A 25354-nucleotide genomic window follows, 5' to 3' on the forward strand; every position below is an offset into this window, starting at 1 on the left:
ACCAATATTCAACACAATCTTCTTCTCCATTTCAGAGAAAGGAAAAGAGAAATGAACACCATATTCAAGAGGGTGATCTCCGGAGCCGCCGCTCTGGGCATCGCCGTCAGCGGTCTAGCCATAGGCGTCTCCACCGCGTATGCTGCGGATCCGGCCACCGGCAGCATCACCATCAACAAGTCAGACGCTGGTCAGGTGGATCACAGCTTCGATGGCTGGCACCTGGCATCGTTGACCAACGTCACCAAGGATAGTACTAACAAGATCAACGGCTTCCTCATCGATACCGATGACAATATGGTCAGAACCATTGTTGCCGCGATGACTAGCGATCAAAAGGTTGCATACGAGAAAGACGCCAACTACTACAGCACCGACAACGCCGTCGCCAACCCGATGGGGTACTTGGTCGAGAAGGTATTTAAGGATAAATCTGGCAAGGCGCTGAGCGAGCTGACCAGCCCGTGGGGCGGCGATAGCTCCACGCTGCGTGTGTTCGCCAAGTCGCTGTCCAAGGAACTTGCCAAGGTCGGTGCTCCCGCTGCCGATAAGACCGGTGACAGCGCACTGAAGACCGGTGAGAACAAGGAACTCAAACAGGGCCTGTGGTTCCTCAAGGATGTCACGACCACGGATGACACCAAGGGTACCAACTCCATCCCGATCATCACGCCGACCACCTTCGATGGCGCCGACAGCTGGGGCACGGTGACGCTGAAGAACACCACCCCGACCATCGACAAGAAGCTGGTTGATTCCAAGGACGACGGCACCTACAAGCCGAACACTCAGCCGGATTACGCAGTTGGCGATGATGTCTACTATGAGCTGACCTCCACCGTGCCGGTCTACACCGGCTACGACATCGATCCGACGATGAAGGACGCAACCAAGACCCGTATCTTCAAGATCAATGACACCGCCAGCAAGGCGCTGACCGTGTCCGCCGGCACCGTCATCGAATCTGTCAAGCTGACTCCTGCTCAGGGTACGGCCGTCACTCTGGTCAAGGACAAGGACTACACCGTTACCGTCGCTGGCTATGGCGATGTGAACACTCCTGACACCGATGCCTACAAGGGCGGACACGTGACCACTATCGACCTTGGTAAGTACGTCAACAAGGCCAAGGGCTCTAAGTCCGCTACTGACGGCATCCTCGAAGGCGCCACCGTCACCGTGATCGTCAAGGCTAAGCTCAACAAGGATGCGCTGATTTCCGAGCCCGGCAATCTGCAGAAGAACCCGAACAAGGTCGACCTCGAATACTCCAACCACCCGGAAGAAGTGAACCACGCCCATAAGGTTCCTGGCCCGGAAGTGCCCGTGTATGCCTATAAGTTCGACATCTTGAAGACCGATAAGGCTGGTACCACTAAGCTGCCCGGCGCTAAGTTCACGATCAAGGCAGTCTCCGGTACCAGCAAGCACGACGGCAAGTACCTCGGTTCTTATGGCAAGGATGGCTGGAGCTACCTCGATAGCGAGCCGGCGGTCACTGATACCGATGGTGTGTTCACCACTGGCAAAGACGGTAAGATCAACGTCTCCGGCCTCGATGCCGGCACCTACGAGGTCCATGAGATTGCACCGCCGGACGGCTACACCGCGATTAGTCTGCCGAAGTTCCAGTTCACCATCACGCCGACCGTCGGCGATGACGCCGGATGGAAGACCATCACCGTCGTGGCGCTGAGCCTCGCGAAGGGCGCCGACGAGCGTGCCTCGCTGTCCCAGGGCGGCAAGACGCTGAACATCTGGAACGCCAAGAACATCACCGAGCTGCCGAAGACCGGTGGCGCTGGTCTGGCCATGATTGTGGCCGTCGGCGCACTGTTCATCGCGGCCTCCGGTATCTTCGCCCTCCGCGCTCGCCGCAAGGCCTGAGCGGACACGCCTGGATAGCTAAGGAACGGCGGCCAGCGCACCGCACTTACCCCTCGCAAACCGCCGTTCCTGCTCCGTCTCCGGCCGCATCGTCTTGTTCCCGATCGATGCGCCCGGAGACTTTTTCCATATTCCTTTATTTTTGCTGATTCTGGAGAACCGAATGATGCAAACAATTATCATGAAGTCCCGTATCCGCAGGGTTTTCTTAGCTCTTGGGGTAGTGTCGTTTATTGAGCGGAGATGAGTCCATCCAATGCGAAGCAGCACCGGAGCAAAACAAAGTGGTACGCGCACACAGTCGCGCGTGTTTACTGTGCTGTCGGTGCTGTTTTTGCTGATCGGGTTTGCCATCATCACCACGCCGTTCGTCATGCGCGCCATCAGCGAATACCAGCAGAACGCCACCGTGCAGCAGACGCAGCGCGAGGTGGATGGCTGGCCGTACCCACAGGCGGAGAACCAGCTCAAAACCGCCCGCGAGTACAACAAGAAACTCGTGGCTGGCGGCCAGGCCGCCATCGGCGAGGTCAAAGATCCTTTTGCCAGCAATGCCGGCCAGTCCACCACTTCCGGCGCGGATGATTCGATGGCCGCCAAAGATCAAGAATATCAGAGTCTGCTCGACGCCGGCCAAGGCGTGATGGGCTCCATCCGCATTCCTAAAATCGACGTCAACCTGCCCATATACCACGGCACCAGCGAAGATGCGCTCGCCGTGGGCGCGGGACACCTTTATGGCACTTCATTGCCGGTCGGCGGCAAATCCACACACTCTGTAATCACCGGCCATCGCGGTTTGCCGAACTCGTTGCTGTTCACTCGCCTTGATGAGATGAAGAAGGGTGATTCCTTCTACATCGAGGTCATGGGCAAGACACTCGGCTACAAGGTCGATCGCATTACCGTGATCAAGCCCGACGATTCCAGCAAACTGCGCATCACCAAAGGCGAGGATCGCGCAACCCTCATGACCTGTACGCCTTATGGTGTCAATTCTCATCGCCTACTGGTCTCCGGTGTGCGTGCCGAAATCCCGGAGGAAGTGCCTGACCCGGACGATGTGCATGGCATCAACACCACATGGCTGGCACTGGGGGCCATAGTGTTTTTGGCCGTGCTGTTCGCTTTCATCGTCATATTGATGCGGCGTAAGCAAAAGCGCGATCGGGAATTTGCCGGCCTCGCCCGGCACGCCGCACGTCCGACAAAATAAGCGCCCCGCGCGTCTGCGATTCCGCGTTGGGAATATGAACGGTTTCGGGTGCCGGACTATTCAAAAAGCGGCCAGATTGTCGTAACTCGATTTCGAGGGGCTGATTTGGCGTGTTCCGGAGGTCTACTTCCGTTTCGAGGGGCTGGTGCCAAAGTAGACACAGCTGCAAAACGGCAGAATGACGTTGGTGCAAAACCGTTTCTACTTCCGTTTCAACGGATGAGGAGCCCCTTGAAGTGGAAGTAGACCTCTGGCAAACGCGAAATCAGCCCCTCGAAGTTGATTTAGGCAGTCTTTCTGCCATCAGGAAGCGTTTCGGCGCTTCTCGCGGCGCATTACGGCGGACAGAGACTGCACGCGCGGCAGATTGAAGACCTCGTTGGTGTGCACCACGTGCCCTTCGCCATCGGCCAGCGGCACTCGCCAGTTAGAATACTCGCTGGACGTGCCCGGCTGATTCTGCGAGCGGCATTCGCCCACGCCGTCCACCAGCGCAGCCTGCAACAACAGCGACGGCGTATCAGTGAGCATGGCGTGCATGGCTTCAACGATCTCCTGCACATGACCTTCCGCGTCATCGGCCACAGCCTGCGTGATGTAACCGCCCTCCACCAGTCGGTTCATCATCGCGGTGCGCTCGGCCATGGCCGAAGCGGCAAACACCTCCACCGGCTCGCTGAGCAAATGCAGCTCCTCGCGCAGTTTCACATGCTCGAAGTTCAGATAGCCGGCGGTTGGCGGCAGATCGTGTGTGGTGACCGATGCCAGTGCCTGCTTGCGGTACTCCTGCGGCGTGCGGTAGGGATCGCCGGCGTTCGGCGAATCGTCCACACGGTTGAACCACTCCACATCGGTGCCAAGCACGCCATGATCGGCCAGAATGCGGCGCACATAATCCGGCACGGTGCCCAAATCCTCGCCGATCACCATGCCGCCGGCGCGCGTGGCCTCGATGGCCAGTACGCCGAGCATCGCCTCGTGGTTGTACATCACGTAGGCGCCATTGCGGGCGCCAAGTCCCTGCGGAATCCACCACAGGCGGAACAGTCCCAGCACGTGATCGATACGCACCGCGCCCGCATGCTCATACATGGAATGCACCATTTCGCGGTACACCTGGTAGCCGGTGGCTTCCAGATAACGCGGGTTGAACGGTGGCTGGCCCCAATCCTGGCCCTGCTGGTTGTAGAAGTCCGGCGGGCAGCCGACCGTGACGCCACCGGAGGCGAAACGCTCCGGGTTGGCCCACGCGTCAGCGCCGAGGCCGTGCACGCCAACGGCCATATCCTGCATAAGGCCAAGTGTCATGCCATGATCCAAGGCCGTGTGCTGAGCGTCGTTCACCTGCTCGGCGGCGATCCACTGCAGCCAGCGGTTGAACTCGAACAGATCATGATGGTCCTTGACCAGCGTCTGCACGGTCGGGTCGTCGATGGTCTTCTCGAAGAACCAGCGGTTCTCGCCCCAAGGTGCGCCCCACACCTCGAAGCACAGGCACCAGGTGGCGAAGGAATTGAGGTCCGGGCCGGCCGTGGCCTTGAAATACTCGAACTCCAGCTCGCGCTTGTTGTTGCGGTCCGCATCGAAGATCAGGCGCAGGGCCGGGCGCTTGGCCTCCCACGCCGCGTTGATATCCATCGGCGTGGATTCATCATTGCGTGCGGCCACCGAGGCATGCAGTGCATCCACCTGGGCGCGCACGTCATCCGGCAGGGTGGCGTATTCGGGAATGTCTTGTGGACGAATGTACGTCACGTTGAGGAACCGGCGCGATTCCGGCAGATACGGCGAAGGCTCGAGCGGCGGAATCGGCGCACCGGCGTGAATCGGATTGATGAGCATGAAGTCGGCCTTGGACTTCTCGGCGGCATTCGCCAAAAGACGCTTCAGATCGCCGTAGTCGCCGATGCCCCAGGAATCATGGGAGCGTACCGAATACATTTGCGTCATCCAGCCCCAGCGCTGATGCTCCTCGACCGCCTTCGGCACGGCGATGCGTGCGGGGGCGGCGATGATGGTCGCCTTGCCTCCGCGCCCGTCAACCGTGACGGTCAGCGTGTGGTAACCCATCGGCAGGTCGGGGGCGATGGCGAGATCCGGCTGGCCGGAGTTGAGATTCGGCAGTAGGGAGAAGCGGTCGAATGCGGTGCCGTCTTCCAGCATGATGGCGGCGGTGATGTCCGCGTCCGACGGGCAATTCAGGGTCAGGCTTGTCGGCTTGCCGGTGATGGCCACGATGGTGGGCGGTAGCAAACGTTTGCTGTTTTCGGCCTCAAGTTCGGTCATGGAACGTTTTATGGCCTCGTCGCTGGAGGCATCCACATCGAGGGCCTTGAGCACGGCGACCAATGCGTCATCGCTGATTTCGGTGTAGGTGCCGAGCTGGTCGATGAACGAGGTCGCAAGCCCGGATGCTTTGGCCAATTTGATCAGCGGTCGAGCAAGGCGTTCGGCGCTTTCCGTTCGCTGTGTGGTGTCTGGTGCATTGGTTGCCGCTTCATTGCTGCGCGCCTCGGTCATAATAGCTCCTTGCTGTGCGTCCATGTACTGCTGTTCGTTTGCATTGCTGTTTGAGGGCCGCTCTACGTTGAGGATCCGGCAATCTGACAGACCAATGTTGAACCTGTTCTGCTCTTACCGTAGCTCATATTGACAACGATTGCAATAGGGCGGTGAGTTGGGCCGGTTCGGAGGCGTCGGGGGGCGCCGGCCTGTTGCCCCCAGTCGGCTTTGCCGACAGCCCCCGCCAGCGGGGGCGAGGCTGAGCGGGTCTCTAACCGAGGATGGCGAATGACTGGGCGGGGAGTGTCAAGGTGCGACCGGATACGGTGGGGGAGCCGAGGGCTAGCAGCATTGATGCATCGGGACGGAGTTCGCTCGGCAGTTCCACGGTTTCAATCCCTCGACCGGGGTTCATGGCTATGAGCAACGGCCGGGCCGTAGCGCCATTTCGGTCTGAGACATCATCGCGAGTGGCGGCGGGGGCAGGGGCCGAGCTGGAATCCGCGGTCGTGCGTGGGTGGGTGGACGCGTGACCATCCGCAGGAGTGCGTATGTAGGCAAACGCGCGGCCATCCACTGGCGCTGCCACCACGTCGAATCGGGCATCGGAAGCCAATGCGGGCTGCTCGGTGCGCAATGCCAGCACCTCGCGAACCCAGTTGAACAGTGAATCCTCGCGTGCGGCTTCGCTGGCAACAGTCGGCGCATCGGCGGCCGAATCGACCGGCAGATATAACGACTCGGATGGTGCGCAGGAGAAGCCAAGATTCGGCTTATCGGCATCCCACTGCATCGGCGTGCGACTGCCGGTGCGCACATAGCCGCCCTCCTTGGTGGGCAGCGGCCGGTATCGCATGCCGATTTCGTCGCCGTAGTAAAGGAACGGGCAGCCGGGCATGGTCAGCAGCATGCCGTACGCCACCTTGAGCTCGCGCTCGGTAAGCCTCTGTGCCACGCGCAATGTGTCGTGATTGCACGTGATGAGGTTGAAGGTGCCGCTGGCTCGTTCGCAGTCGTGCAGCTGCGGCAGATATTGTTCGAGGAACGGTGCGATAGAAGTGCCGGAATCGGCGTTGAAGTAACTGGCGTCACTCTCGTGGTCCAGCGGCGTATCCGTATTACGCAGCAGCATGTTGTACCCGTTCGGATGGCCGTCCCAGCGCCAGTCGAGGTAGAAATCCATGTCGAAGCCGGCCTGCATCGACTCATAGGGGCGCCCCCATTCGGCAACGAATGCTGCCTCGGGGAATTCGGGGCGGATTCTCGAGAAGATGTATTGCCAGGTGCGGATGGTGAAAGGCTTGCCGTCGTCGTCGTGTTTGACGAGGCTGTCGGCCATGTCCACGCGGAAGCCGTCTGCCCCGCGGGAGAGCCAGAAGCGCATGACGTCGAGCATCGCCTCGCAGGTGGCCAGTGCTTCGGGGCCGAGTGCGGGCTTCTGCCATGGGTGTTTGGGGTGGGCGAAGCCGTAGTTGAGGGCGGGCTGGCATTTGAAGAAGTTGATGATGTAGGTGCCGTCGCGCTCGGTTTCGCCGCCAATGAAGGGCAGGCCGTCGCCGCGGGAGATCCACGAGTCGGTCCAGATGTAGCGGTCGGAGACGGATTCTTGGGTGTCGGATTCCTGGGCCACCCTCCGGATTGTTTCACAATCCGACCCCCGCCGGCGGGGGTCGGAGAGCGAAGCGATTCGGGGGGTGGTTTGTCCGACGGGGGTAACACTCTCGACGGGGATAGTTCGATCGGCATCAACGGGGGTAACGCGCTCAGTAGGGTCAGGACGTGAGCTGGCCTGGAACCAAGGGTGCTCCTCGCTGGTGTGGCCGGGGACCAAGTCGAGCAGCACGTGCATGCCGAGCGTGTGGGCGTGCTCGAACAGGGCGGTCAGGTCATCGTTGGTGCCGTAGCGCGGTGCGACCTTCGTGTAGTCGCGCACATCATATCCGGCATCTTTGAACGGTGAATCGAAGCAGGGATTGATCCATAGTGCGTTGCAGCCCAGGTCATGGATATAGCCAAGTCGTTCGGTCAGTCCGCGAAGATCACCGATGCCGTCGCCGTTCGAGTCGGCGAAGCTTTGGGGGTAAACCTCGTAAAAACGGGCGGAACTCAGCCAGGATGGACGGGGGGATGCTTCGGCGTGTCGTACGCGGCCTGACATGGAAACTCCTTTGTTTATGCGGGTTCAAGGCTATGCCTATCGATTGCAATAATACCAGCAAAAGCAAAACTGCATACGTATGCAAAATGCATGTTATGCTAAAAACCAACGATGTTCAGCAATGTTGCAAACGTCAAACATTTCAAGGGCTAACCACGATAATGCGAGCGTATGCATCATTCGTTTTCCTATAGAACTGAAAACGTGTGCATCGGAATCATCGGATTAGGACACCGAATCAGGAAAGGACAGATCAATGAAGATCGATTGGGAGAAGGCTATCGGCCTCACTGCTGCCGCAGCTATGTTGCTGCCCCTCGCCGCATGTGGTGGCTCCAACAATGCCGGCGACGCAAAGTCCGGCGGCACTGAAGATGTGACCCTGAGCGTGTGGGCCCCGCAGGAGGACCAGGACGGCGGCAACGACTCCTGGCTGAGCCAGGTCGAGGCCAACTTCGAGAAGGAGCACCCCGAGTACAAGATCACTTGGAAGAACGACGTGCTCTCCGAGGGCGACGCTGCCACCCAGGTCCAGACCGATCCGACCGCCGCCGCGGACGTCTACATGTTCGCCTCCGATCAGCTCGGCGCTTTGATGAAGGCCCAGGGCATCGGCGAGCTCGGCTCTGACGCCGAGAAGCAGGTCAAGGAGCAGAACGGCGACCTGGAAGTCGCCTCCGTGACTGGCTCCGACGGCAAGATGTACGGCGTTCCCTACACCGACAACACCTGGTTCATGTACTATGACAAGTCCACCTTCTCCGAGGATGACATCAAGAGCCTCGACACTATGGTCTCCAAGGCTGCGGTCGCCTTCCCGCTCAACGATTCCTGGTACATCGGTGGCTTCTACGATGGTCTGACCCTCTTCGGTGAGGACGGCACTGACGAGGATGCCGGCATGGTGTTCCCGAAGGACGCCGGCGACATCACCAAGTACCTGGTCGACCTTGCCGCCAACCCGAACTTCCACAACAGCGCCGACAACTCCGGCCTGTCCGAGATGCAGGCCGGCACCGTCAAGGCCTTCTTCTCCGGCTCCTGGTCCGCTGCCGACATCAAGGAAGCCCTCGGCGCCAACATGGGCGTCGCCCAGCTGCCGACCTTCACCGTGAACGGTACACCGAAGCAGATGAAGTCCTTCGCCGCCACCAAGGCCGCCGCCTACAACCCGAACGCCAAGAACCCGAAGGCCGCTGCCCAGTTCGCCGCTTACCTCGGCTCCACCGAGTCCCAGAAGCTGCACTACACGGTGCGCAACATCATCCCGACCGACAAGACCCTCACCGATCTGACCGCCGATGACCCGGTGGCCATCGGACAGACCGATACCATGGCCAACACCGCCATTCTGCAGTCCGGTCTGGCCGGCATGGCTGATTGGTGGGATCCGGCCAAGGCCTTCGGCGACGCCATCCTCAACAAGGAAGTCACCGTAGACAACGCTCAGGCCAAGACCGACGCCTGGGTCGAGCAGGTCGGTTCCTACGCCAAGTAATCGCTTGACGGCTCGCAGCACTTGGCCGGCGCGGACCACTCCTCTGCACTGGCCAACCCAACCTATAACTGAATAACCAACAATCAAATATGAGGGGTCCGTAAGGTACGCCAGCTGCGGGCGGATGATGTGAAGCCGTTGCATCCGCTCGCAGCCCCTCACCTATCGACGGTTTCAACCTTCTTTGTTTCTCCTTCTTCATTGCCGGCAGAGCTCGGGCAACGTGTATGCGGTGTCCGGGCTTTGAACGGGTTTAAGCGAAGACAAACAAACAACAAGCCGGGCATCGCGGCCTGGAGCAACGGTTTCCATCATTTACAGTGAGAGGCGGTAGGGTGCGATGACAGCAGCAGCACTTTCCCCGCGCGAGATGAAGCGCCGCCGCAAAATGGGTGCAGATTATGTGGCGCCCTCGCCATACTCGGTAGGCAACGCGCTTACCAAGGGCGATGTGTTCACCAAACTATCCGCAGTCGTATTCGGACTGGGCAACATCGTTCGCAAGCAATACGTCAAGGGCGTGGCACTGCTGGTCCTTGAAATCGCATTCTTCGTATTTCTGTTCACCAACGGCATCACGTGCCTGTCCAAGCTCCCCAGCCTGGGCGACCAGAAGCAGGGCAAGGTACTCGTCGACGGCTTCTGGGAGTACACCCAGGGCGACAACTCCGTGGTCATTCTGCTGTACGGCGTCTGCACCGTGGTGCTCTGCCTGCTCTTCGTCTATCTGTGGACGGTCTCGCTCAAGTCCGCATACAAGGCCGAGTGCCTGACTCGAGAACAGGGCAAGGCCCCGAGCCTGGGCGACGATCTGCATGAGCTGACCAATGCCAAGGTGCACCGACTGCTCATGTTCCTGCCGACGCTCGGCATTCTGGTCTTCACTGTTCTGCCGTTGATCTTCATGATCTCGATGGCATTCACCAGCTACGACCGCAACCATCTGGTGCTGTTCGACTGGGTGGGCTTCGACAACTTCGCCAAGGTGTTCTCCAACAGCGGCGGCACCGTCAACGCCCGCCTGTTCCTGCAGGTGACCATCTGGACGCTGGTCTGGGCGTTTTTCGCCACCTTCCTGAACTTCTTTATCGGCATGTTCTTCGCGATGGTCATCAACCGCAAGACCACGCGCTTCAAGGGCTTCTGGCGTGCGTGCTTCTCCATGTCCATCGCCGTGCCGCAGTTCGTCTCCCTGCTGGTCATGCGCACCATGCTTCAGCCCACCGGCGCCATCAACCGCCTGCTCATGGAGTGGGGTTGGATTGATCAGGCTCTGCCGTTCTTCACGGATGCCACTTGGGCTCGCGTCACGGTCATCGTGATCAACCTGTGGGTTGGTATTCCGTACACCATCATGCAGGTCACCGGTATTCTGCAGAACATCCCGACCGATCAGTACGAGGCGGCCAAGATCGACGGCGCGAACTGGTGGCAGATCTTCACCAAGATCACCATGCCGTACATCATCTTCGTGCTTACCCCGTACCTGATCACCACGTTCACCGGCAACGTGAACAACTTCAACGTGATCTACCTGCTGTCCGGCGGCAACCCGGTGCCGGTCGGCGATTCCGCAGGCAAGACCGACCTTCTGATCACCTGGCTGTACAAGCTGACCGTCGATAAGAACGATTACAACCTCGGTGCCGTGATTGGCATCATGACGTTCATCGTCCTCGCGGTGGTGTCGCTGATCACCTACCGCAATTCCGGTTCCTACAAGAACGAGGAGACATTCCGATGAGCAGGCATTCCGAGCAGGCCGTACAGGCTTCCCGTATGAAGCAACCTGAATCGCACGGTCTGATGCATGACACCAAGAAGCGTCGTATTCTTGGCGACGTCCTCTCCTATCTCTTCCTGGGAGTCATGGCCATCATCTGGCTGATTCCGATTGTCTGGGTGTTTGCGGAGAGCTTCAACAAGAACACCGCACCCTACACCAAGACGTTCTTCCCCACCGAGTTCTCGCTCGACAACTACATCACGCTGTTCACCGACCGCTCGGTGCTGAACTTCCCGAAGATGTTCATGAACACGTTCATCGTGGCGTGCTTCGTGTGCCTCATCTCGGTGGTGTTCGTGCTGTCCGTGGCCTACTGCATGAGCCGCATGCGCTTCCGCGCCCGCAAGACCTTCATGAACGTGGTGCTGGTGCTTGGCATGTTCCCCGGCATCATGGCCGTTTCCGCCATCTACTTCATCTTGAAGGCCGTGGGTCTGACCAGCGAAGGCATGACCACCATCGCCCTGATTCTGGTCTACTCCGCCGGTACCGGCGCGGGCTTCTACGTGATGAAGGGATACATGGATACGATTCCGACCTCGCTTGACGAGGCCGCGCTGCTGGACGGTTGCACCCGTCTGCAGGTGTTCACCAAGATCATCATCCCGATTTGTAAGCCCATGATCGTCTACCAGGCCATCATCGGCTTCCTGACCCCGTGGCTCGACTTCGTGATGGCCAAGGTGATTTGCCGCACGCAGTCCAATTACACAGTGGCCCTCGGCCTGTGGCTCATGCTGCAGAAGGAATACATCCAGAACTGGTACGCGCGCTTCGCCGCAGCAGCCGTGGTGATTTCCATCCCGATCGCCATCCTATTCATCGTCATGCAGCGCTTCTACCAGGAATCGATGTCTGGTTCGGTTAAGGGCTGACGCGTTAAGCAGACAGCCCGGTGGGCTGTCTGTAGCGTCAGCCTGAGCGAGGCGATAGCCGGGCGAAGGTCGGATTGAGCCTCGCCGCAGGCGAGTTCGTAATTGCAGGACTGAGCCGTTAAGTAGTGGGGTTTAACTTGGCTCCCCTCTGAAGAGGGGGGCCAGAACAGGAAGGCGCAACCTTATGAACGAAGTGGAGATGGCAAAGCAGCGGCGTGGTGAGAAGCGCCGCCGCAAGGGCCTGTCCGTATTCCGTCTCAAGATGATCGGCGCCCTATTCATGGCATTGGGCGTGGCCGGCGTCTCGGTCCTGCCGGCCATGTTGGGCGACCCGACTCAGGACATGGCTGCACTGACCGTGGTGGTGGCGTGCACGGCGGCTTCATGGTGCGCCATCCCCATCTACTCATGGCTGCTGTTCGACGGCTACCGGCATACGGGCAGCATTGGAAAATATGTGCTCCGTCTGTTCATCGTCGCGGTGGTCAGCGATGTGCCGTACGACCTGATTATGACCGGCAAGCCATTCGACTTGAGCGCGCAGAACTCGGTGTATGGCTTGGTCATCGCCCTGGTCGTGCTCATGCTGGTGGATTGGATTGCATACCAGTACGGCGGGGAGAGTCTGCGCCCGTGGTCCGGTGCTCAGCGAGGTGGTGCGGCTGCGGTGCGTTGGCTGCTGACCATTGTAGTCATTCTGGCCGGACTGCTGTGGGCGTTGCTGCTGCGCGTGGGCGTGGATCAGCGGATTATGTATACCGGTGTGCTGACGCTGCTGTTTGTGCTGGTGTTCTACTTCCTGAACGCGCGTGAAAATACGATGATGTTCACCGCCGGGCTGCTGGGTGCCGTGATGTGCATTACGCCCGGTATTGGTGTGGCCTTCCTGCACTACCGCAATGACGAAGTCGGGTTCAAGCAGTCTTGGACCAAGTGGGCCTGGTACGCGGTCTATCCAGTGCTTTTGATTATCGGCGCGCTGGCCTAGTTACGCCATTTCCCCGAATGGAATATCGGTGCTGCGCGGCACTAGCTGTGCCTCGAGCACCTCGTGCGGGTCATAGAGCGTCTTGCCGCTGATGAGCGTCAACGCCTTATTGGCAGCTGCGCGGCCCATCGCATACGGATCCTGACGCATGGTCGTCAAGTTGATGGTGTCGGCATAGGGGCTGTCGTCAAAGCCGACAATCGAATAATCGCGCGGCGTGCGGTGTCCGTAACGCTCCAGCTTGAGCACCAGCGGAATCGCCATCATATCCATCTGGCAGCAGATTGCGTCCGGGAACTCATCCATCGCCAGCAGCGCGGATAATGCGGAGTCGGCGAAGGCCGGGCCGCGCGGCACGGAGAGCACTTCCCAATTGATGTCATGCTTGCCTTCGGCGTCCTTGCAGGCGTTGATGAAGCCCTGTGCGCGTGCGTCAATCGAGGAATCCAGCCCGGCTGCCTCGGAACAGGGGTAGACGATGTGCTTGTGACCGAGGTTGATGAGATGCTGCGCGGCCGTGTACATGCCTTTTTCGTCGTCGATGCTGATGGTGGCGTCAAAGCTTTCGGAAGACGGCGTATTGATGCCGATGATCGGCACATGAATGCGCTGCAGCTGCTCGACCTCGTGCGGATCGATAGCGAACGAGGCCACGAAAACGGCATCGACATTGCGGCGAATCGGCAGGTCGGTGAAGAACTCATGACGGTTTGCGGCGGTATCGATGTGCTGGAACAGCGAGATGTCATAGCCGGCCGGATGCATCACCGATTCGATGCCCGCGAACGTTTGCGTATTGAACCAGCTGGTGATCTCCTCATTCATCAGCATCGCCACACGGTAGGTCTGTCCGGACTTCAGGGCGGTGGCGGAGCGGGAGATGTTGAAATCGAGCTTATCGGCCACATCCAGCACCTTGCGGCGGGTCTTCGCCGAGACGAGTTCCGGTCGGGTGAAGGCGCGCGACACTGTAGAAATGGAGACTCCGGCCTCCTTGGCTACTTGGTAGATGTCTGCCTTGCCCATGTTCCTCCTCGTGCAATTCGTGGTATCGGCTATGCCACGTAATCCCCCTAACGGGTTGCGCCATCCACGATGTGTAATCATTTGTATCATATACTGCAAACGTTAGCGCGAAGCTGGGGGAAGTGTTGCTTGGTGTGGTATGCTGATTGGGACATAGTGTTGCGAACGTATGCAGTCTGTCAACTGTGCTGCATGCCGTTTCTGCAGGAGTGGTGCTGAAAGTGTTGCAAACGTTGTCAACGGTCTGACCGTGCGATAGGGGGGTTCCCTTCATGGTTCGTGCGGTCAATGCTCAAGGATGAGAGAAAGGACTCATATGGCCGTACGACGATTCAGCTCGCTCGCCAAACGCCTTGCCGTAACCGGCATAGCGGTGGCAATGTCTGCCACAACACTGGTAGCATTGCCGGCTTCTGCGGACGAGGCCGAGGCCAATGCACAGGCGCGCACATCTGTTGGCGCGCCGGGCGATGTGATCGCCATCGCATTCCAAACCAACTGGAATTCGGTGGCCAAGGAGTGTACCGAGGCTTACGGCCCCGAAGGTGTGGGCTACGTACAGGTCTCCCCGCCGATGGAGTCCATCCAGGGCACTGAATGGTGGACCTCCTACCAGCCGGTCAGCTACAAGCTCGACTCCAAGCTCGGTACGGAAGCCGAGTTCAAGACCATGATCGCCACGTGCAACGCGGCGGGCGTCGAGATCATCGCCGACTCGGTCATCAACCACACCACCGGCGCCGATCAGGGCGAGGGCACCGGCGTCGCCGGCAGCAAGTACGACGGCGAGGGCAACTTCCCCGCAATCCCGTACGCCAAAGAGAACTTCCACGACTGCACCAAGAACATCGGCGACTACACCAACGCCGACGAAGTACAGAACTGCCGCCTGACCAGCCTGCAGGACCTCGACACCAGCCAGGAATACGTGCAGGACAAGCTCGCCGACTACATGAACCGCCTGCTCGACCTCGGCGTCTACGGATTCCGCGTCGACGCGGTCAAACACATCGCCACGGCCGACGTGGCCGCCATCAAGGCCAAGCTCGCCGAGAAGTCCGGCCGCAACGCCGACGATATCTTCTTCGAGCAGGAAGTCATCGGCAACGCCTCCGAAGCCGCGGAAATCCAGCCGAGCAACTATGTGGCGAACGGCAAGGTCTCCGAATTCAACTTCACCAACCACCTGTCGGTCGCCTTCGCCGGCGACATCACCGACGCCAGCAAGGGCCTTGCGAAGGTCGGCGGCGACGGCTGGGTGAGCTCCGACAAGGCCGCAGTGTGGGTGACCAACTGGGATACCGAGCGCGGATCGGCCATCACCTATAAGAAGGGCTCGAAGTACCTGCTCGCGAATGCGTTCATGCTCGCGTACGACTACGGCCAGCCGCACATCTACTCCGGCTACTACTTCGACAACTCCGACGACGGCGCTCCCGGCGCCACCGAAACCTCCGTGCCCGACATGGAGTGCCCGACCGACGGCTCGATGACCTCCGGCACCTGGCAGTGCGCCGAACGTTGGACCGCGATCCGCGGCATGATCGGCTTCCACAACGCGGTCAACGGCACTGACGTCACCAACTGGAAGGCGTACGACACCAACGTGCTCGGCTTCGGTCGCGGCGACGTCGGCTACCTCGCGCTCAACAACAGCGCCGACGACTCCAAGCAGACGTTCCAGACGTCACTGCCCGCCGGCGAATACTGCAACGTGTACGCCACCGGCGACTGCTCTGCAACTGTGACCGTGAAGGACGACGGCACGTTCGACGCGACGCTCGCGAAGAACTCCGCCATCGCGATCTACGCGGGCGCGACCAAGGATTCCTGGACCGGCACGACCAAGTCCGATCCGTCCGATCCGGACCTGTCCGTCAACGACGAGACCAAGAAGGCCGCGGCCGACACGAGCCGCACCATCTACTACAAGCTGCCCGACGGCTGGAAGCAGGCGTACCTCCACTACGGTATCGACGGCTGGGCCGAGCAGGGCCACGAGCTGATGGCCGACGCCGGCAACGGCTGGGTCAAGTTCACGGTCGATCCGAAGGGCAAGTCCTTCGAATACGTATTCACCGACGGCGGCGACAACTGGGACAACCCGAATGGCGGCGGCAACTACACCGCGCAGGGCCACTGGACGGCGGTCGCCGACCACGAGGCCAGCGCCGGCGTGCCCTCCGATGTGCAGTCGTACCAGCCCAAGACCAAGGTGATCGTGCACTACAAGCCCGCCGAAGGCGACGCCGTCGCCGATCGCGGCGTGTACATGTGGGGCACCGACAAGAACGGCGCCACCCTGAACGGCGCGTGGCACGCCTTCACCGGCGAGGACTCCTACGGCAAGGTGTTCGAGACCACCATCGATGGTGCGTACGACGCCGCCAAGATCGGTGTGATCGTCACCACCGAAGGCTGGGACAAGGTCGGCGGCGACCGTACCATCGACGGCTCCACCGGCACCGCCGAAATCTGGGTCGACGGCGCCAATCCGGACGAAACGCTCACCGAAGCCCCCGACGGCTACAAGAAGGCCGCCAACCAGATCGACGTGACCATCCACTACCACCGCCTCGCCGACGACTACACCAGCGAAGACGGCATGAAGGCATGGGACATCTGGGGCTGGGCCGACGGCGTCAACGGTGCTGCCTACCCGTTCACCGAGCACGACGACTACGGCCTGATCGCCAAGTACACGCTCAAGGGCAGCGGCATGAGCACTCCGCAGTTCATCGTGCGCTACGGCGGCGACAGCTGGGAAGCCAAGGATCCGAACGACGAGAACCGCACGATCCCGCAGTCCGCCATCACCGTGAACGCCGACGGCACCGCATCCGCCGAAATCTGGCTGGTGCAGGGCGACACGACGATCTACACCAACGGCACGCTCTACGACGCCAAGGGCATGATCGTCTCCGCCGAAATGACCGACTTCAACACCATCACGGTCAAGCTCAACAAGGCGCTCACCATCGACAAGCCGGCCGACGCGGTGTCGGTCGAGGGTGTGAAGATCAAGGACGTGAAGGCTAGCGGGAACACCGTGACCATTACCACGTCCGACAATCTTGACGTGACCAAGGCCTACAAGGTGACGATCGAGGACTACGGCGCACAGAACGTGTCGCTCGGCGCCGTCGTGCGCTCTGACGCGTTCGACAAGAAGTACGCCTACGACGGCGATGATCTCGGCGTGACCTACAAGGCCGAGAAGTCCACGTTCAAGCTGTGGGCGCCGACCGCCACCAAGGTGACGCTGCGCCTGTACGCCGACTCCACCGATCCGAAGGCAGCGCAGACCGACGCCGTGACGCTGGAGAAGTCCGGCAAGAAGGGCGTGTGGACGTTCGCCGTGGACAAGGATCTCAAGGATTACGCCTACGACTACGAGCTGACCTTCGCCGACGGCACGGTCAACACGTCCGCCGACCCGTACGCGACCGCCGCCGTGGCCAACGGCGAGCGATCCGTCGTGCTCTCCGGCAAGGAGAAGGGCGATGCCGGCAAGCGCATGGCGTCGTTCAGCAAGCCGACCGACGCGATCATCACCGAGGCGAACGTTCGTGACATGACCATCAACCCGAACTCCGGCGTCTCCGAAGCCAATCGCGGCAAGTATCTCGGCTTCGTCGAGGAGGGCACCACGGTCGACGGCAAGCAGGGCGCGGCGTCCACCGGCATCGACTACCTCAAGTCGCTCGGCGTGACGCATGTGCAGATCATGCCCGTCTACGACTACGGTTCCGTGGACGAGACCGGCGATCTGAGCTACGGCGCGCAGTACAACTGGGGCTACGATCCGGAGAACTACAACGTGCCGGAAGGCTCGTACTCCTCCGACCCGAGTGACCCGAGCGCTCGCGTCAAGGAAATGAAGCAGATGGTCTCCGGGCTGCACAAGAACGGCCTGTACGTGGTGATGGATGTGGTCTACAACCACGTCTACAACGCCTCCGAACACGCCTTCAACAAGACCGTGCCTGGCTACTACTTCCGCTACGACGCCAATGGCAACCTGACCAACGGCTCCGGCTGCGGCAACGACGTGGCTTCCGAGCGTGCGATGGCCCGTAAGTACATCGTCGATTCCGTGAAGTACTGGGCGACCGAGTACAACGTGGACGGCTTCCGCTTCGACCTCATGGGTCTGATTGACCAGACCACCATGAATCAGGTGCGTGCGGCGCTTGACGAGATCGATCCGTCGATTCTCGTCATCGGCGAAGGCTGGGATATGACTGACGCCATTGGCAACCAGGAAACCACGCAGCCCAATGCCTCCAAGGTCAAGGGCGTGGCGTTCTTCAACGACTCCCTGCGCGACGCGATCAAGGGCAGCGTGTTCTCCGACGAGGACACCGGCTTCATCGCCGGCAAGGCCGACAAGGAGAACCTCATCGCCACCAACGTGCTCGGCTGCAACAACAAGCGCGAGGGCATCGATGAGAACGGCCACTGCAACAACGGCACCGCCGACACGAACTACGGCGGCGCGGATCAGGTGGTGCAGTACGTCGAGATCCACGACAACCTGACCTTGTACGACAAGCTGGTCAAGAGCGCGCCCAACGACTCCGAGGAGACGCGACTCGCTCGCGCCAAGCTCGCCGACTCGCTGATTCTGCTCTCGCAGGGCATCGCCGACATGCAGTTCGGCCAGGAGTTCCTGCGCACCAAGGGCGGCAATGGCAACAGCTACAACGCCGGTGACGCGGTGAACGCCATCGACTGGAACCGCACGGTCGAGCAGGCGGGTTCCGTGAACTATGTGAAGGGCCTGATCGCCCTGCGCAAGTCCATCAAGAACCTGCACCTGAGCAGCTATGATGACATCGCCAAGAACATGACGGTGCTGCAGCAGTCCGACGGCGTGGTGGCCTACCAGCTGAAGGACGGCGGCGACACGTATGTGGTGGTGTTCAACGCCAACGAATCGGCCGCAACGGTCGAGGCCGTGCCGGCTGGCAAGTACACCGTGCTGGCCGCCGATGGCAAGGTGACGGAGACGCAGGATAAGAATGCTGCAACCACCGTGGGCGCTGACGGCTACCAGGCCGGAGCGCTCGCCGCTGCCGTGCTCAAGGCCGGCGCCGACGATGATTCGACCAAGCCTGATGGCGGCAAGGACGATTCCTCCAAGCCGGGCAACAACGACGGCAAGGACGATAACCAGTCGGGCGGCACAGCCACCCCGGGTACTCCGGGCGATAGTGGCAACGGCAATGGTCAGACCGGTGACGGCAACGCCTCCAACGGCGCATCCGACACCGCGGCCGGCCAATCCCAGCAGTTCGGCGCTGCCGCTCTGCCCAACACCGGCGTAGCCCTGTCCGTCATGGCGGTCGCCGTATTGGTGATGACCGCTGCCGGCATGCTGTTGCAGCGGTTCTCCAAGGGCGGCAATGTCGTCAACAGTAAGGAGGGCTCCGAACAGTAGTCCACACCGCGTCAGTTGCTGAGTGGCCCCCGCTGGCGGGGGCTGTCAGCGAAGCTGACTGGGGGTGGCTCAGAGCCGCTCCAAAAAACCTGAGCCTACATCGCTCAACTTTTGTGATGAATTTGGGAATAGAACTTGCCAAACAGAAGTTGAGTGATGTAGGCTCAAGTTTTGGAAGGCCCAAGAACCAACCAAGGAACTTGAGCGAACAACGTAAGAACAAACGAATAATTAAGGAGCACACATTATGGCACGTGCAGTTGGTATCGATCTGGGCACCACGAATTCCTGCATCGCTACGCTGGAAGGTGGCGAGCCCACCGTTATCGTCAACGCTGAGGGCATGCGCACCACCCCGTCCGTGGTCGCGTTCTCCAAGTCAGGCGAAATCCTCGTCGGCGAGGTGGCCAAGCGTCAGGCTGTGACCAACGTTGACCGCACTATTTCTTCTGTCAAGCGTCACATGGGCACTGACTGGACCGTCGACATCGACGGCAAGAAGTGGACCCCGCAGGAGATTTCCGCACAGATTCTGATGAAGCTGAAGAGGGACGCTGAGGCTTACCTCGGTGAGCCCGTCACCGATGCTGTCATCACCTGCCCGGCATACTTCAACGATGCCCAGCGTCAGGCCACCAAGGACGCCGGCAAGATCGCAGGCCTGAACGTTCTGCGTATCATCAACGAGCCGACCGCAGCTGCTCTGGCCTACGGTCTGGAGAAGGGCAAGGAAGACGAGCGCATCCTGGTCTTCGACCTCGGCGGCGGCACCTTCGATGTCTCCCTGCTGGAGATCGGCAAGGACGACGACGGCTTCTCCACCATTCAGGTGCAGGCCACCAACGGCGACAACCACCTCGGTGGCGATGACTGGGATCAGAAGGTCATCGACTGGCTGGTCGGCGAAGTCAAGAACAAGTACGGCGTTGACCTGTCCAAGGACAAGATCGCTCTGCAGCGCCTGAAGGAAGCCGCTGAACAGGCCAAGAAGGAGCTGTCCTCCTCGACCAGCACCTCCATCTCCATGCAGTACCTGGCCATGACCCCTGACGGCACCCCGGTGCATCTGGACGAGACCCTGACCCGTGCGCACTTCGAGGAAATGACCTCCGACCTGCTGGGCCGCTGCCGCACGCCGTTCAACAACGTGCTGCACGACGCCGGCATCTCCGTGAGCGACATCGACCACGTGGTGCTCGTCGGTGGTTCCACTCGTATGCCCGCCGTCAAGGACTTGGTCAAGGAACTCACCGGTGGTAAGGAAGCGAACCAGTCCGTGAACCCGGATGAGGTTGTGGCTGTCGGCGCTGCCGTGCAGTCCGGCGTCATCAAGGGCGACCGTAAGGACGTCCTGCTGATTGACGTGACCCCGCTGTCCCTCGGTATCGAAACCAAGGGTGGCATCATGACCAAGCTCATCGACCGCAACACCGCCATTCCGACCAAGCGTTCCGAGGTCTTCTCCACTGCTGAAGACAACCAGCCGTCCGTGCTGATTCAGGTCTACCAGGGTGAGCGTGAGTTCGCTCGCGACAACAAGCCGCTGGGCACCTTCGAGCTGACCGGCATCGCTCCGGCTCCGCGTGGCGTCCCGCAGATCGAAGTCACCTTCGACATCGACGCCAACGGCATCGTGCACGTGTCCGCCAAGGATAAGGGCACCGGCAAGGAGCAGTCCATGACCATCACCGGTGGTTCCGGCCTGCCGAAGGACGAGATCGACCGCATGGTCAAGGAAGCCGAGGCTCACGAGGCTGAGGATAAGCAGCGCAAGGAAGACGCCGAGACCCGCAACCAGGCTGAAGCCTTCGCTTACTCCACCGAGAAGCTCGTCAACGACAACAAGGACAAGCTGTCCGACGACATCGTCAAGGAAGTCACCGACAAGGTGAACGCTCTGGAGGAAGCCCTGAAGGGTGACGACACCGATAAGGTCAAGACCGCTCAGGGTGAGCTGATGACCTCCGCTCAGAAGATCGGCCAGGTCCTCTACGCCCAGCAGGGTGCTGAAGGTGCCGCGGCTGGTGCCGGTGCGGCCGGCGCTTCCGCTGGCTCCGCCTCCGGTTCTGACGACGACACCGTCGAGGCCGAGGTCGTGGACGACGATGACGACAAGGACAACAAGTGATGTCCGAGTTCAACAAGGACGACTACCTGAACGACCTGCCGGATCCCTCAGATGCTGAGGCTGCCGGCCAGGCCGCTCAGGCCTCTTCAGGGGCTGACGCCTCCGCCGAGTCTGGCTCTGCGCAGGATTCGGCTGCCCAGGCTCCTTCCAATGAAGGAGCCGACGCGGCTCCTGCCGCAGCTGAGGGAGAGAAGTCGGATGCCGGAAAGAAGACTGGCGAAGGCCAGTCTGATTCTGAAGACACCCTCACCCCTCTCGGCAAGGCCAAGAAGGAAGCCGCCGACTACCTCGAAGCCCTGCAGCGCGAACGCGCGGAGTTCATCAACTACCGCAATCGTGCGCAGAAGGAGCAGGAGCGCTTCCGCCAGCATGGCATTATCGACGTGCTGACCGCGCTGCTGCCGGCCCTTGACGACATCGACCGCATTCGCGAGAACAGCGAGATGGACGATTCGTTCAAGGCGGTGGCTGCCAAGATCGACAAGGCTTTCGAGAAGTTCGGCGTCGAGAAGTTCGGCGAAAAGGGCGAGGACTTCGACCCCACCAAGCATGAGGCAATCCTGCACAAGCCGGATGCCGATGCCGACAAGGAAACCGTCGACACCGTGGTGGAAGCCGGCTACCGTATCGGCGACCGCGTAATCCGCGCCGCCCGAGTAGTAGTAGCCTCCCCGCAAAACTGATAACGGCCAGCTCGCTAACGAGCTGACATTATCTTGGCTCCCGCTGGCGGGAGCTGGCAGCCGAAGGCTGACTGAGGGTGGTCAAACACTGAATATAAACCACCCTCAGTCTCGCTTCGCTCGACAGCTCTCGCCAGCGGGAGCCAACCATAAAGACTTTTCAAGAAAGGAGACATGAATGGCTGAAAACGAATGGCTCAGTAAAGACTTCTACAAAGTCCTTGGTGTCTCCAAGGACGCTTCGGACGACGACATCAAAAAGGCGTACCGCAAGCTCGCCCGCAAGTACCACCCTGACGTCAACAAGACCAAGGAAGCCGAGGAGAAGTTCAAGGACATCTCCGAAGCTTACGACGTGCTGAGCAAGAAAGAAGATCGCCAAAAGTACGACGCGATTCGCCAGTTCGGTATGGGCGGCGCCCGCTTTGCCGGTGGTTCCGGTGCCGGCGGCTTCGACGCTTCCGGCTTCTCCGACATCTTCGGCTCCATGTTTGGCCAGGGTGCCGGTGGCAACGGTTCGCGTATCCGCTTCTCCACTTCGGGCGGCGGCAACCCCAATCTCAACGACATCTTCTCGATGTTCGGTGGAGCCGCGGGGCAGGGTGCTGGCGGCTACGGCCAGCAGGCATACGGTAACGCCGGTGGCTACGGCTATGAGGAAGCCCCGCGCCCCGAAAACGGCGAGGACCGCAACTCCAAGATCAGCTTGACCCTTCGTCAGGCGGTCAAGGGTGCGACCGTGTCCCTGTCCGTGGATGGCAAGAAGTTCAAGGCTCATGTGCCCGCCGGCGTCAAGGACGGTCAGAAGATCAAGCTGGCCGGCAAGGGCAAGCCGGGCATCAACGGCGGCAAGGCCGGCGATTTGTACCTGCACGTCACCGTCAATCCGGATTCCACGTTCTCGATGCGCGGTCGTGACATCGTCATGAACCTGCCCGTCACCGTAGGCCAGGCCGTGGCCGGCGGCAAGGTTGACGCCAAGGACATCGACGGGAACCTGGTTACCTTCAAGGTGCCCGCGGGCTCCAGCTCCGGTGCCGAGGTCAAGTTGGCCGGGCTGGGCGTCAAGCGTGGCAACCAGCCGGGCGACCTGATCGGCCGTGTGCAGATCATGGTCCCTGCCAAGCCGGGTCTGGCGGTCAAGCACGCCGCCAAAGAATTCGACGAAAAAGCCGGCGACTATCTCAACTAACAGGGGCTCCGCTGGCAGAAGCTGAATGAGCGCAATCTTGGCTCCCGCTGGCAGAAGCTGAATGAGCGCAATCTTGGCTCCCGCTGGTGGGAGCTGTCAGCCAAAGGCTGACTGAGGGTGGTCTTGGCTCCCCTCTCTGAGGGGAGCCGGGAGTCGAACCGAAGGCTCTCAAAATCACAGGAGGTGAACAATGGCGCGGTTAGCCAACCAGATGAAGCAGTTGTACGCGATGTGCGCAACCGCGCTCGTGATGGGCAGGGCCGATCTCGACGGAGCCGATGACGTCGGCTTCGACATCGAACTGCCCATCTTCACCGTCGGCCAGACCGCCGAGTTGGCCAACATTCACCCCCAGACCCTCCGTCAGTACGACCGCCTCGGTTTGGTTCGTCCGCAGCGCACGGATGGCGGCGCTCGCCGCTATTGCCTGCGTGACATTGCCCGCCTGACTCGCGCTCAGCGCCTGAGCCAGGACGAAGGCATCAATCTTTCCGGCATCGCACGCATTTTGGTCCTCGAAGAGGAGAATCGCCAACTGCGCCGCGAAGTCAAACGCATGCAAACCGGCGACCAGGAGAGCGTTTTCGCCGCAGGCCGTGACGGCAATATTGTGGAGGTACAACGCTCCAACCGCGCCCGCCTCTGGCGCAACGCCATCCGCCGCGAAACCCGCGAACTGCCCGGCCGCGATACTGCCGCCGATACCGCTGCCGGCGCCACCGGCGACTCCAACTCCACTCCCGCCGACTTCAAGTCCATGGTCCTGTGGGGTTGGTGAGTCTGGCCGCGTTGCTTCGATTCCTTCTCCATTCGTAAAACTGTTTGTTATCTCACATCGGGCAGCTGCCGAAAGAAGCACGAATTTTCTTGACGGAGATGTCAAGGTTTGTTACGGTGACGTGCGAAAACCGATTCGTAAGGGGTGCTTTAGGCTGAGACGGTATGTGCCGAACCCTTCGAACCTGTGAGCTAACACTCGCGTAGGGAATGCGACGGTTGAACTCCTCTGTTCGGCTCGGCATCCCATATGCGCGTTGAGAGAGGAAGCGTATGTCAATACGCAAGGAGCTGACCGCCCAGAACGTACTGCTGGGTTTTCAGCACGTGTTCGTTTCCAATGTTTGGCTTGATCCGGTATTCGTGGCAGGAGCGATTGGCTTACCTATCGCCCTGTCGTCGAACATGATTACGGTTCTTCGCAGACTACCAAATTGATTGCGGGCAAAGTCGCCGGATCCAAGCCCTGTCTAGGTTACGGAGCAAAAGTCGGGTTGGCGTTCATTGGCCGAGAGGCTTTGCGCCCTGATACCTATGCCGATACCGTGCATCGTGTGGCTGTTGACATCGCCACATATGACCAGCAAAGCTGCCTGGCTCCGCAGACCGTGTTCGTGGAGACTAATGGAGCCCTCACCCCTCGTGAAGTGGCTCAGCTGCTCGGTGGCGAGCTTGAGAATCAGCGGCGCAAATATCCGCGCTCCGTATTGAGTGACGCCGAGAACGTGGCCATTCAGCGGGTGCGCACCGACACTGAGATGAGAGCCTTGATGGGCGGGAAGGCCGCGGTGTTCGCCAGTGGCCATAGCACGGCATGGTCGGTGCTGTATCGAGAACTTGACGGTAGCGGTGCCGACGAGGATGTTGCTTCGCTGATGTCGCCGTTGAACCGCACCGTCAACGTGGTGGCGGTGCCAGATTTGTTGGACGCTGCCAGAAGACTGACTTCCTGCCGTGGCTGGCTGCAGAGCTGCGGTGTCGCTGTGGATTCAACCAGACTGTTTGGTCTTGCAGATATATTGGCCGCGGTCGGTGTGAATCGCATCTGTCCGCTCGGTGAGATGGATCGGGCGAAATCCGGCTGGCATCATGATGGGGGCTTCAACCTCATCGATCTGTTGCGCGCGGTGGATGTCGAACGCGGCAGCGACGCGTACAGCGATTCGTTCGATATGGATATGGAATAGGCCTGTGC

Annotated in this window: 14 protein-coding genes, 2 pseudogenes and 1 riboswitch; of the genes and pseudogenes, 13 read left to right on the top strand and 3 right to left on the bottom strand. The window is 60.4% G+C overall.

Features of this window, described 5'->3' with window-relative positions:
• Nucleotides 1-51 precede the first annotated feature (51 nt).
• Both BBBR_RS00495 and BBBR_RS00500 read left to right on the top strand, forming a co-directional pair.
• On the top strand, nucleotides 52-1887 hold the full coding sequence (locus tag BBBR_RS00495) for an isopeptide-forming domain-containing fimbrial protein (RefSeq protein WP_003827975.1): 1836 nt from the start codon (nucleotides 52-54) through the stop codon (nucleotides 1885-1887).
• A gap of 256 nt (nucleotides 1888-2143) precedes the next feature.
• Nucleotides 2144-3103: a class C sortase gene (locus BBBR_RS00500; RefSeq protein WP_003827977.1), complete on the top strand. Its 960-nt coding sequence runs from the start codon at nucleotides 2144-2146 to the stop codon at nucleotides 3101-3103.
• A 303-nt stretch (nucleotides 3104-3406) separates the two neighbouring features.
• Here BBBR_RS00500 and malQ read toward each other — a convergent pair whose 3' ends face one another.
• Nucleotides 3407-5623 (bottom strand): 4-alpha-glucanotransferase, encoded by a 2217-nt coding sequence (malQ, locus tag BBBR_RS00505; protein WP_032738113.1) that lies wholly within the window; start codon nucleotides 5621-5623, stop codon nucleotides 3407-3409.
• Between the two features lie 253 nt (nucleotides 5624-5876).
• Nucleotides 5877-7763, bottom strand: coding sequence for an alpha-amylase family glycosyl hydrolase (locus BBBR_RS00510; RefSeq protein ID WP_003827979.1), 1887 nt, complete (start codon nucleotides 7761-7763; stop codon nucleotides 5877-5879).
• A 256-nt stretch (nucleotides 7764-8019) separates the two neighbouring features.
• Between BBBR_RS00510 and BBBR_RS00515 the strand changes: the two genes are divergently transcribed.
• The 4 genes from BBBR_RS00515 to BBBR_RS00530 all read left to right on the top strand — a co-directional run bounded on the left by BBBR_RS00515 (nucleotide 8020) and on the right by BBBR_RS00530 (nucleotide 12910).
• A complete protein-coding gene (locus BBBR_RS00515) occupies nucleotides 8020-9261 on the top strand; it encodes an extracellular solute-binding protein (protein WP_003827981.1) in 1242 nt (413 codons plus the stop codon).
• A 370-nt stretch (nucleotides 9262-9631) separates the two neighbouring features.
• Nucleotides 9632-11005 carry a carbohydrate ABC transporter permease gene (locus BBBR_RS00520; protein WP_003827982.1) on the top strand — a complete coding sequence of 458 codons (1374 nt, stop codon included), beginning with the start codon at nucleotides 9632-9634 and terminating at the stop codon, nucleotides 11003-11005.
• Nucleotides 11006-11040: 35 nt separating this feature from the next.
• A complete protein-coding gene (locus BBBR_RS00525) occupies nucleotides 11041-11922 on the top strand; it encodes a sugar ABC transporter permease (protein ID WP_032738209.1) in 882 nt (293 codons plus the stop codon).
• 184 nt (nucleotides 11923-12106) lie between these two features.
• The gene (locus BBBR_RS00530) at nucleotides 12107-12910 is read left to right on the top strand and encodes a TraX family protein (RefSeq protein WP_003827984.1); all 804 of its coding nucleotides are present in this window, start codon (nucleotides 12107-12109) and stop codon (nucleotides 12908-12910) included.
• On the opposite strand, the gene BBBR_RS00535 is transcribed toward BBBR_RS00530, so the two are convergent.
• Nucleotides 12911-13936: a LacI family DNA-binding transcriptional regulator gene (locus tag BBBR_RS00535; protein ID WP_003827985.1), complete on the bottom strand. Its 1026-nt coding sequence runs from the start codon at nucleotides 13934-13936 to the stop codon at nucleotides 12911-12913.
• Between the two features lie 316 nt (nucleotides 13937-14252).
• Here BBBR_RS00535 and pulA point away from each other — a divergent pair, with 316 nt between their 5' ends.
• The 7 genes and pseudogenes from pulA to BBBR_RS00570 all read left to right on the top strand — a co-directional run.
• Nucleotides 14253-19379, top strand: coding sequence for a type I pullulanase (gene pulA, locus BBBR_RS00540; protein ID WP_003827986.1), 5127 nt, complete (start codon nucleotides 14253-14255; stop codon nucleotides 19377-19379).
• A 247-nt stretch (nucleotides 19380-19626) separates the two neighbouring features.
• Nucleotides 19627-21507, top strand: a complete 1881-nt coding sequence (dnaK, locus tag BBBR_RS00545) for a molecular chaperone DnaK (protein WP_003827987.1) — start codon at nucleotides 19627-19629, stop codon at nucleotides 21505-21507.
• Nucleotides 21507-22190, top strand: coding sequence for a nucleotide exchange factor GrpE (gene grpE / locus BBBR_RS00550; protein WP_003827988.1), 684 nt, complete (start codon nucleotides 21507-21509; stop codon nucleotides 22188-22190). Before dnaK ends, grpE begins: the two co-directional genes overlap by 1 nt.
• Before the next feature lie 178 nt (nucleotides 22191-22368).
• Nucleotides 22369-23382: a DnaJ C-terminal domain-containing protein gene (locus BBBR_RS00555; protein ID WP_003827989.1), complete on the top strand. Its 1014-nt coding sequence runs from the start codon at nucleotides 22369-22371 to the stop codon at nucleotides 23380-23382.
• Nucleotides 23383-23572: 190 nt separating this feature from the next.
• Nucleotides 23573-24160, top strand: coding sequence for a heat shock protein transcriptional repressor HspR (locus BBBR_RS00560; protein ID WP_003827990.1), 588 nt, complete (start codon nucleotides 23573-23575; stop codon nucleotides 24158-24160).
• A gap of 130 nt (nucleotides 24161-24290) precedes the next feature.
• Nucleotides 24291-24387: riboswitch (TPP riboswitch) on the top strand.
• A gap of 45 nt (nucleotides 24388-24432) precedes the next feature.
• Nucleotides 24433-24579 (top strand): annotated as a pseudogene (locus BBBR_RS00565) (xanthine permease); the annotation flags it as partial.
• Nucleotides 24570-25346 (top strand): annotated as a pseudogene (locus tag BBBR_RS00570) (acyl-CoA reductase); the annotation flags it as partial. The pseudogenes BBBR_RS00565 and BBBR_RS00570, both read left to right, overlap by 10 nt.
• Nucleotides 25347-25354: the final 8 nt, after the last annotated feature.

The organism is Bifidobacterium breve DSM 20213 = JCM 1192 (assembly GCF_001025175.1).
GTDB classification, from domain to species: Bacteria; Actinomycetota; Actinomycetes; order Actinomycetales; family Bifidobacteriaceae; genus Bifidobacterium; species Bifidobacterium breve.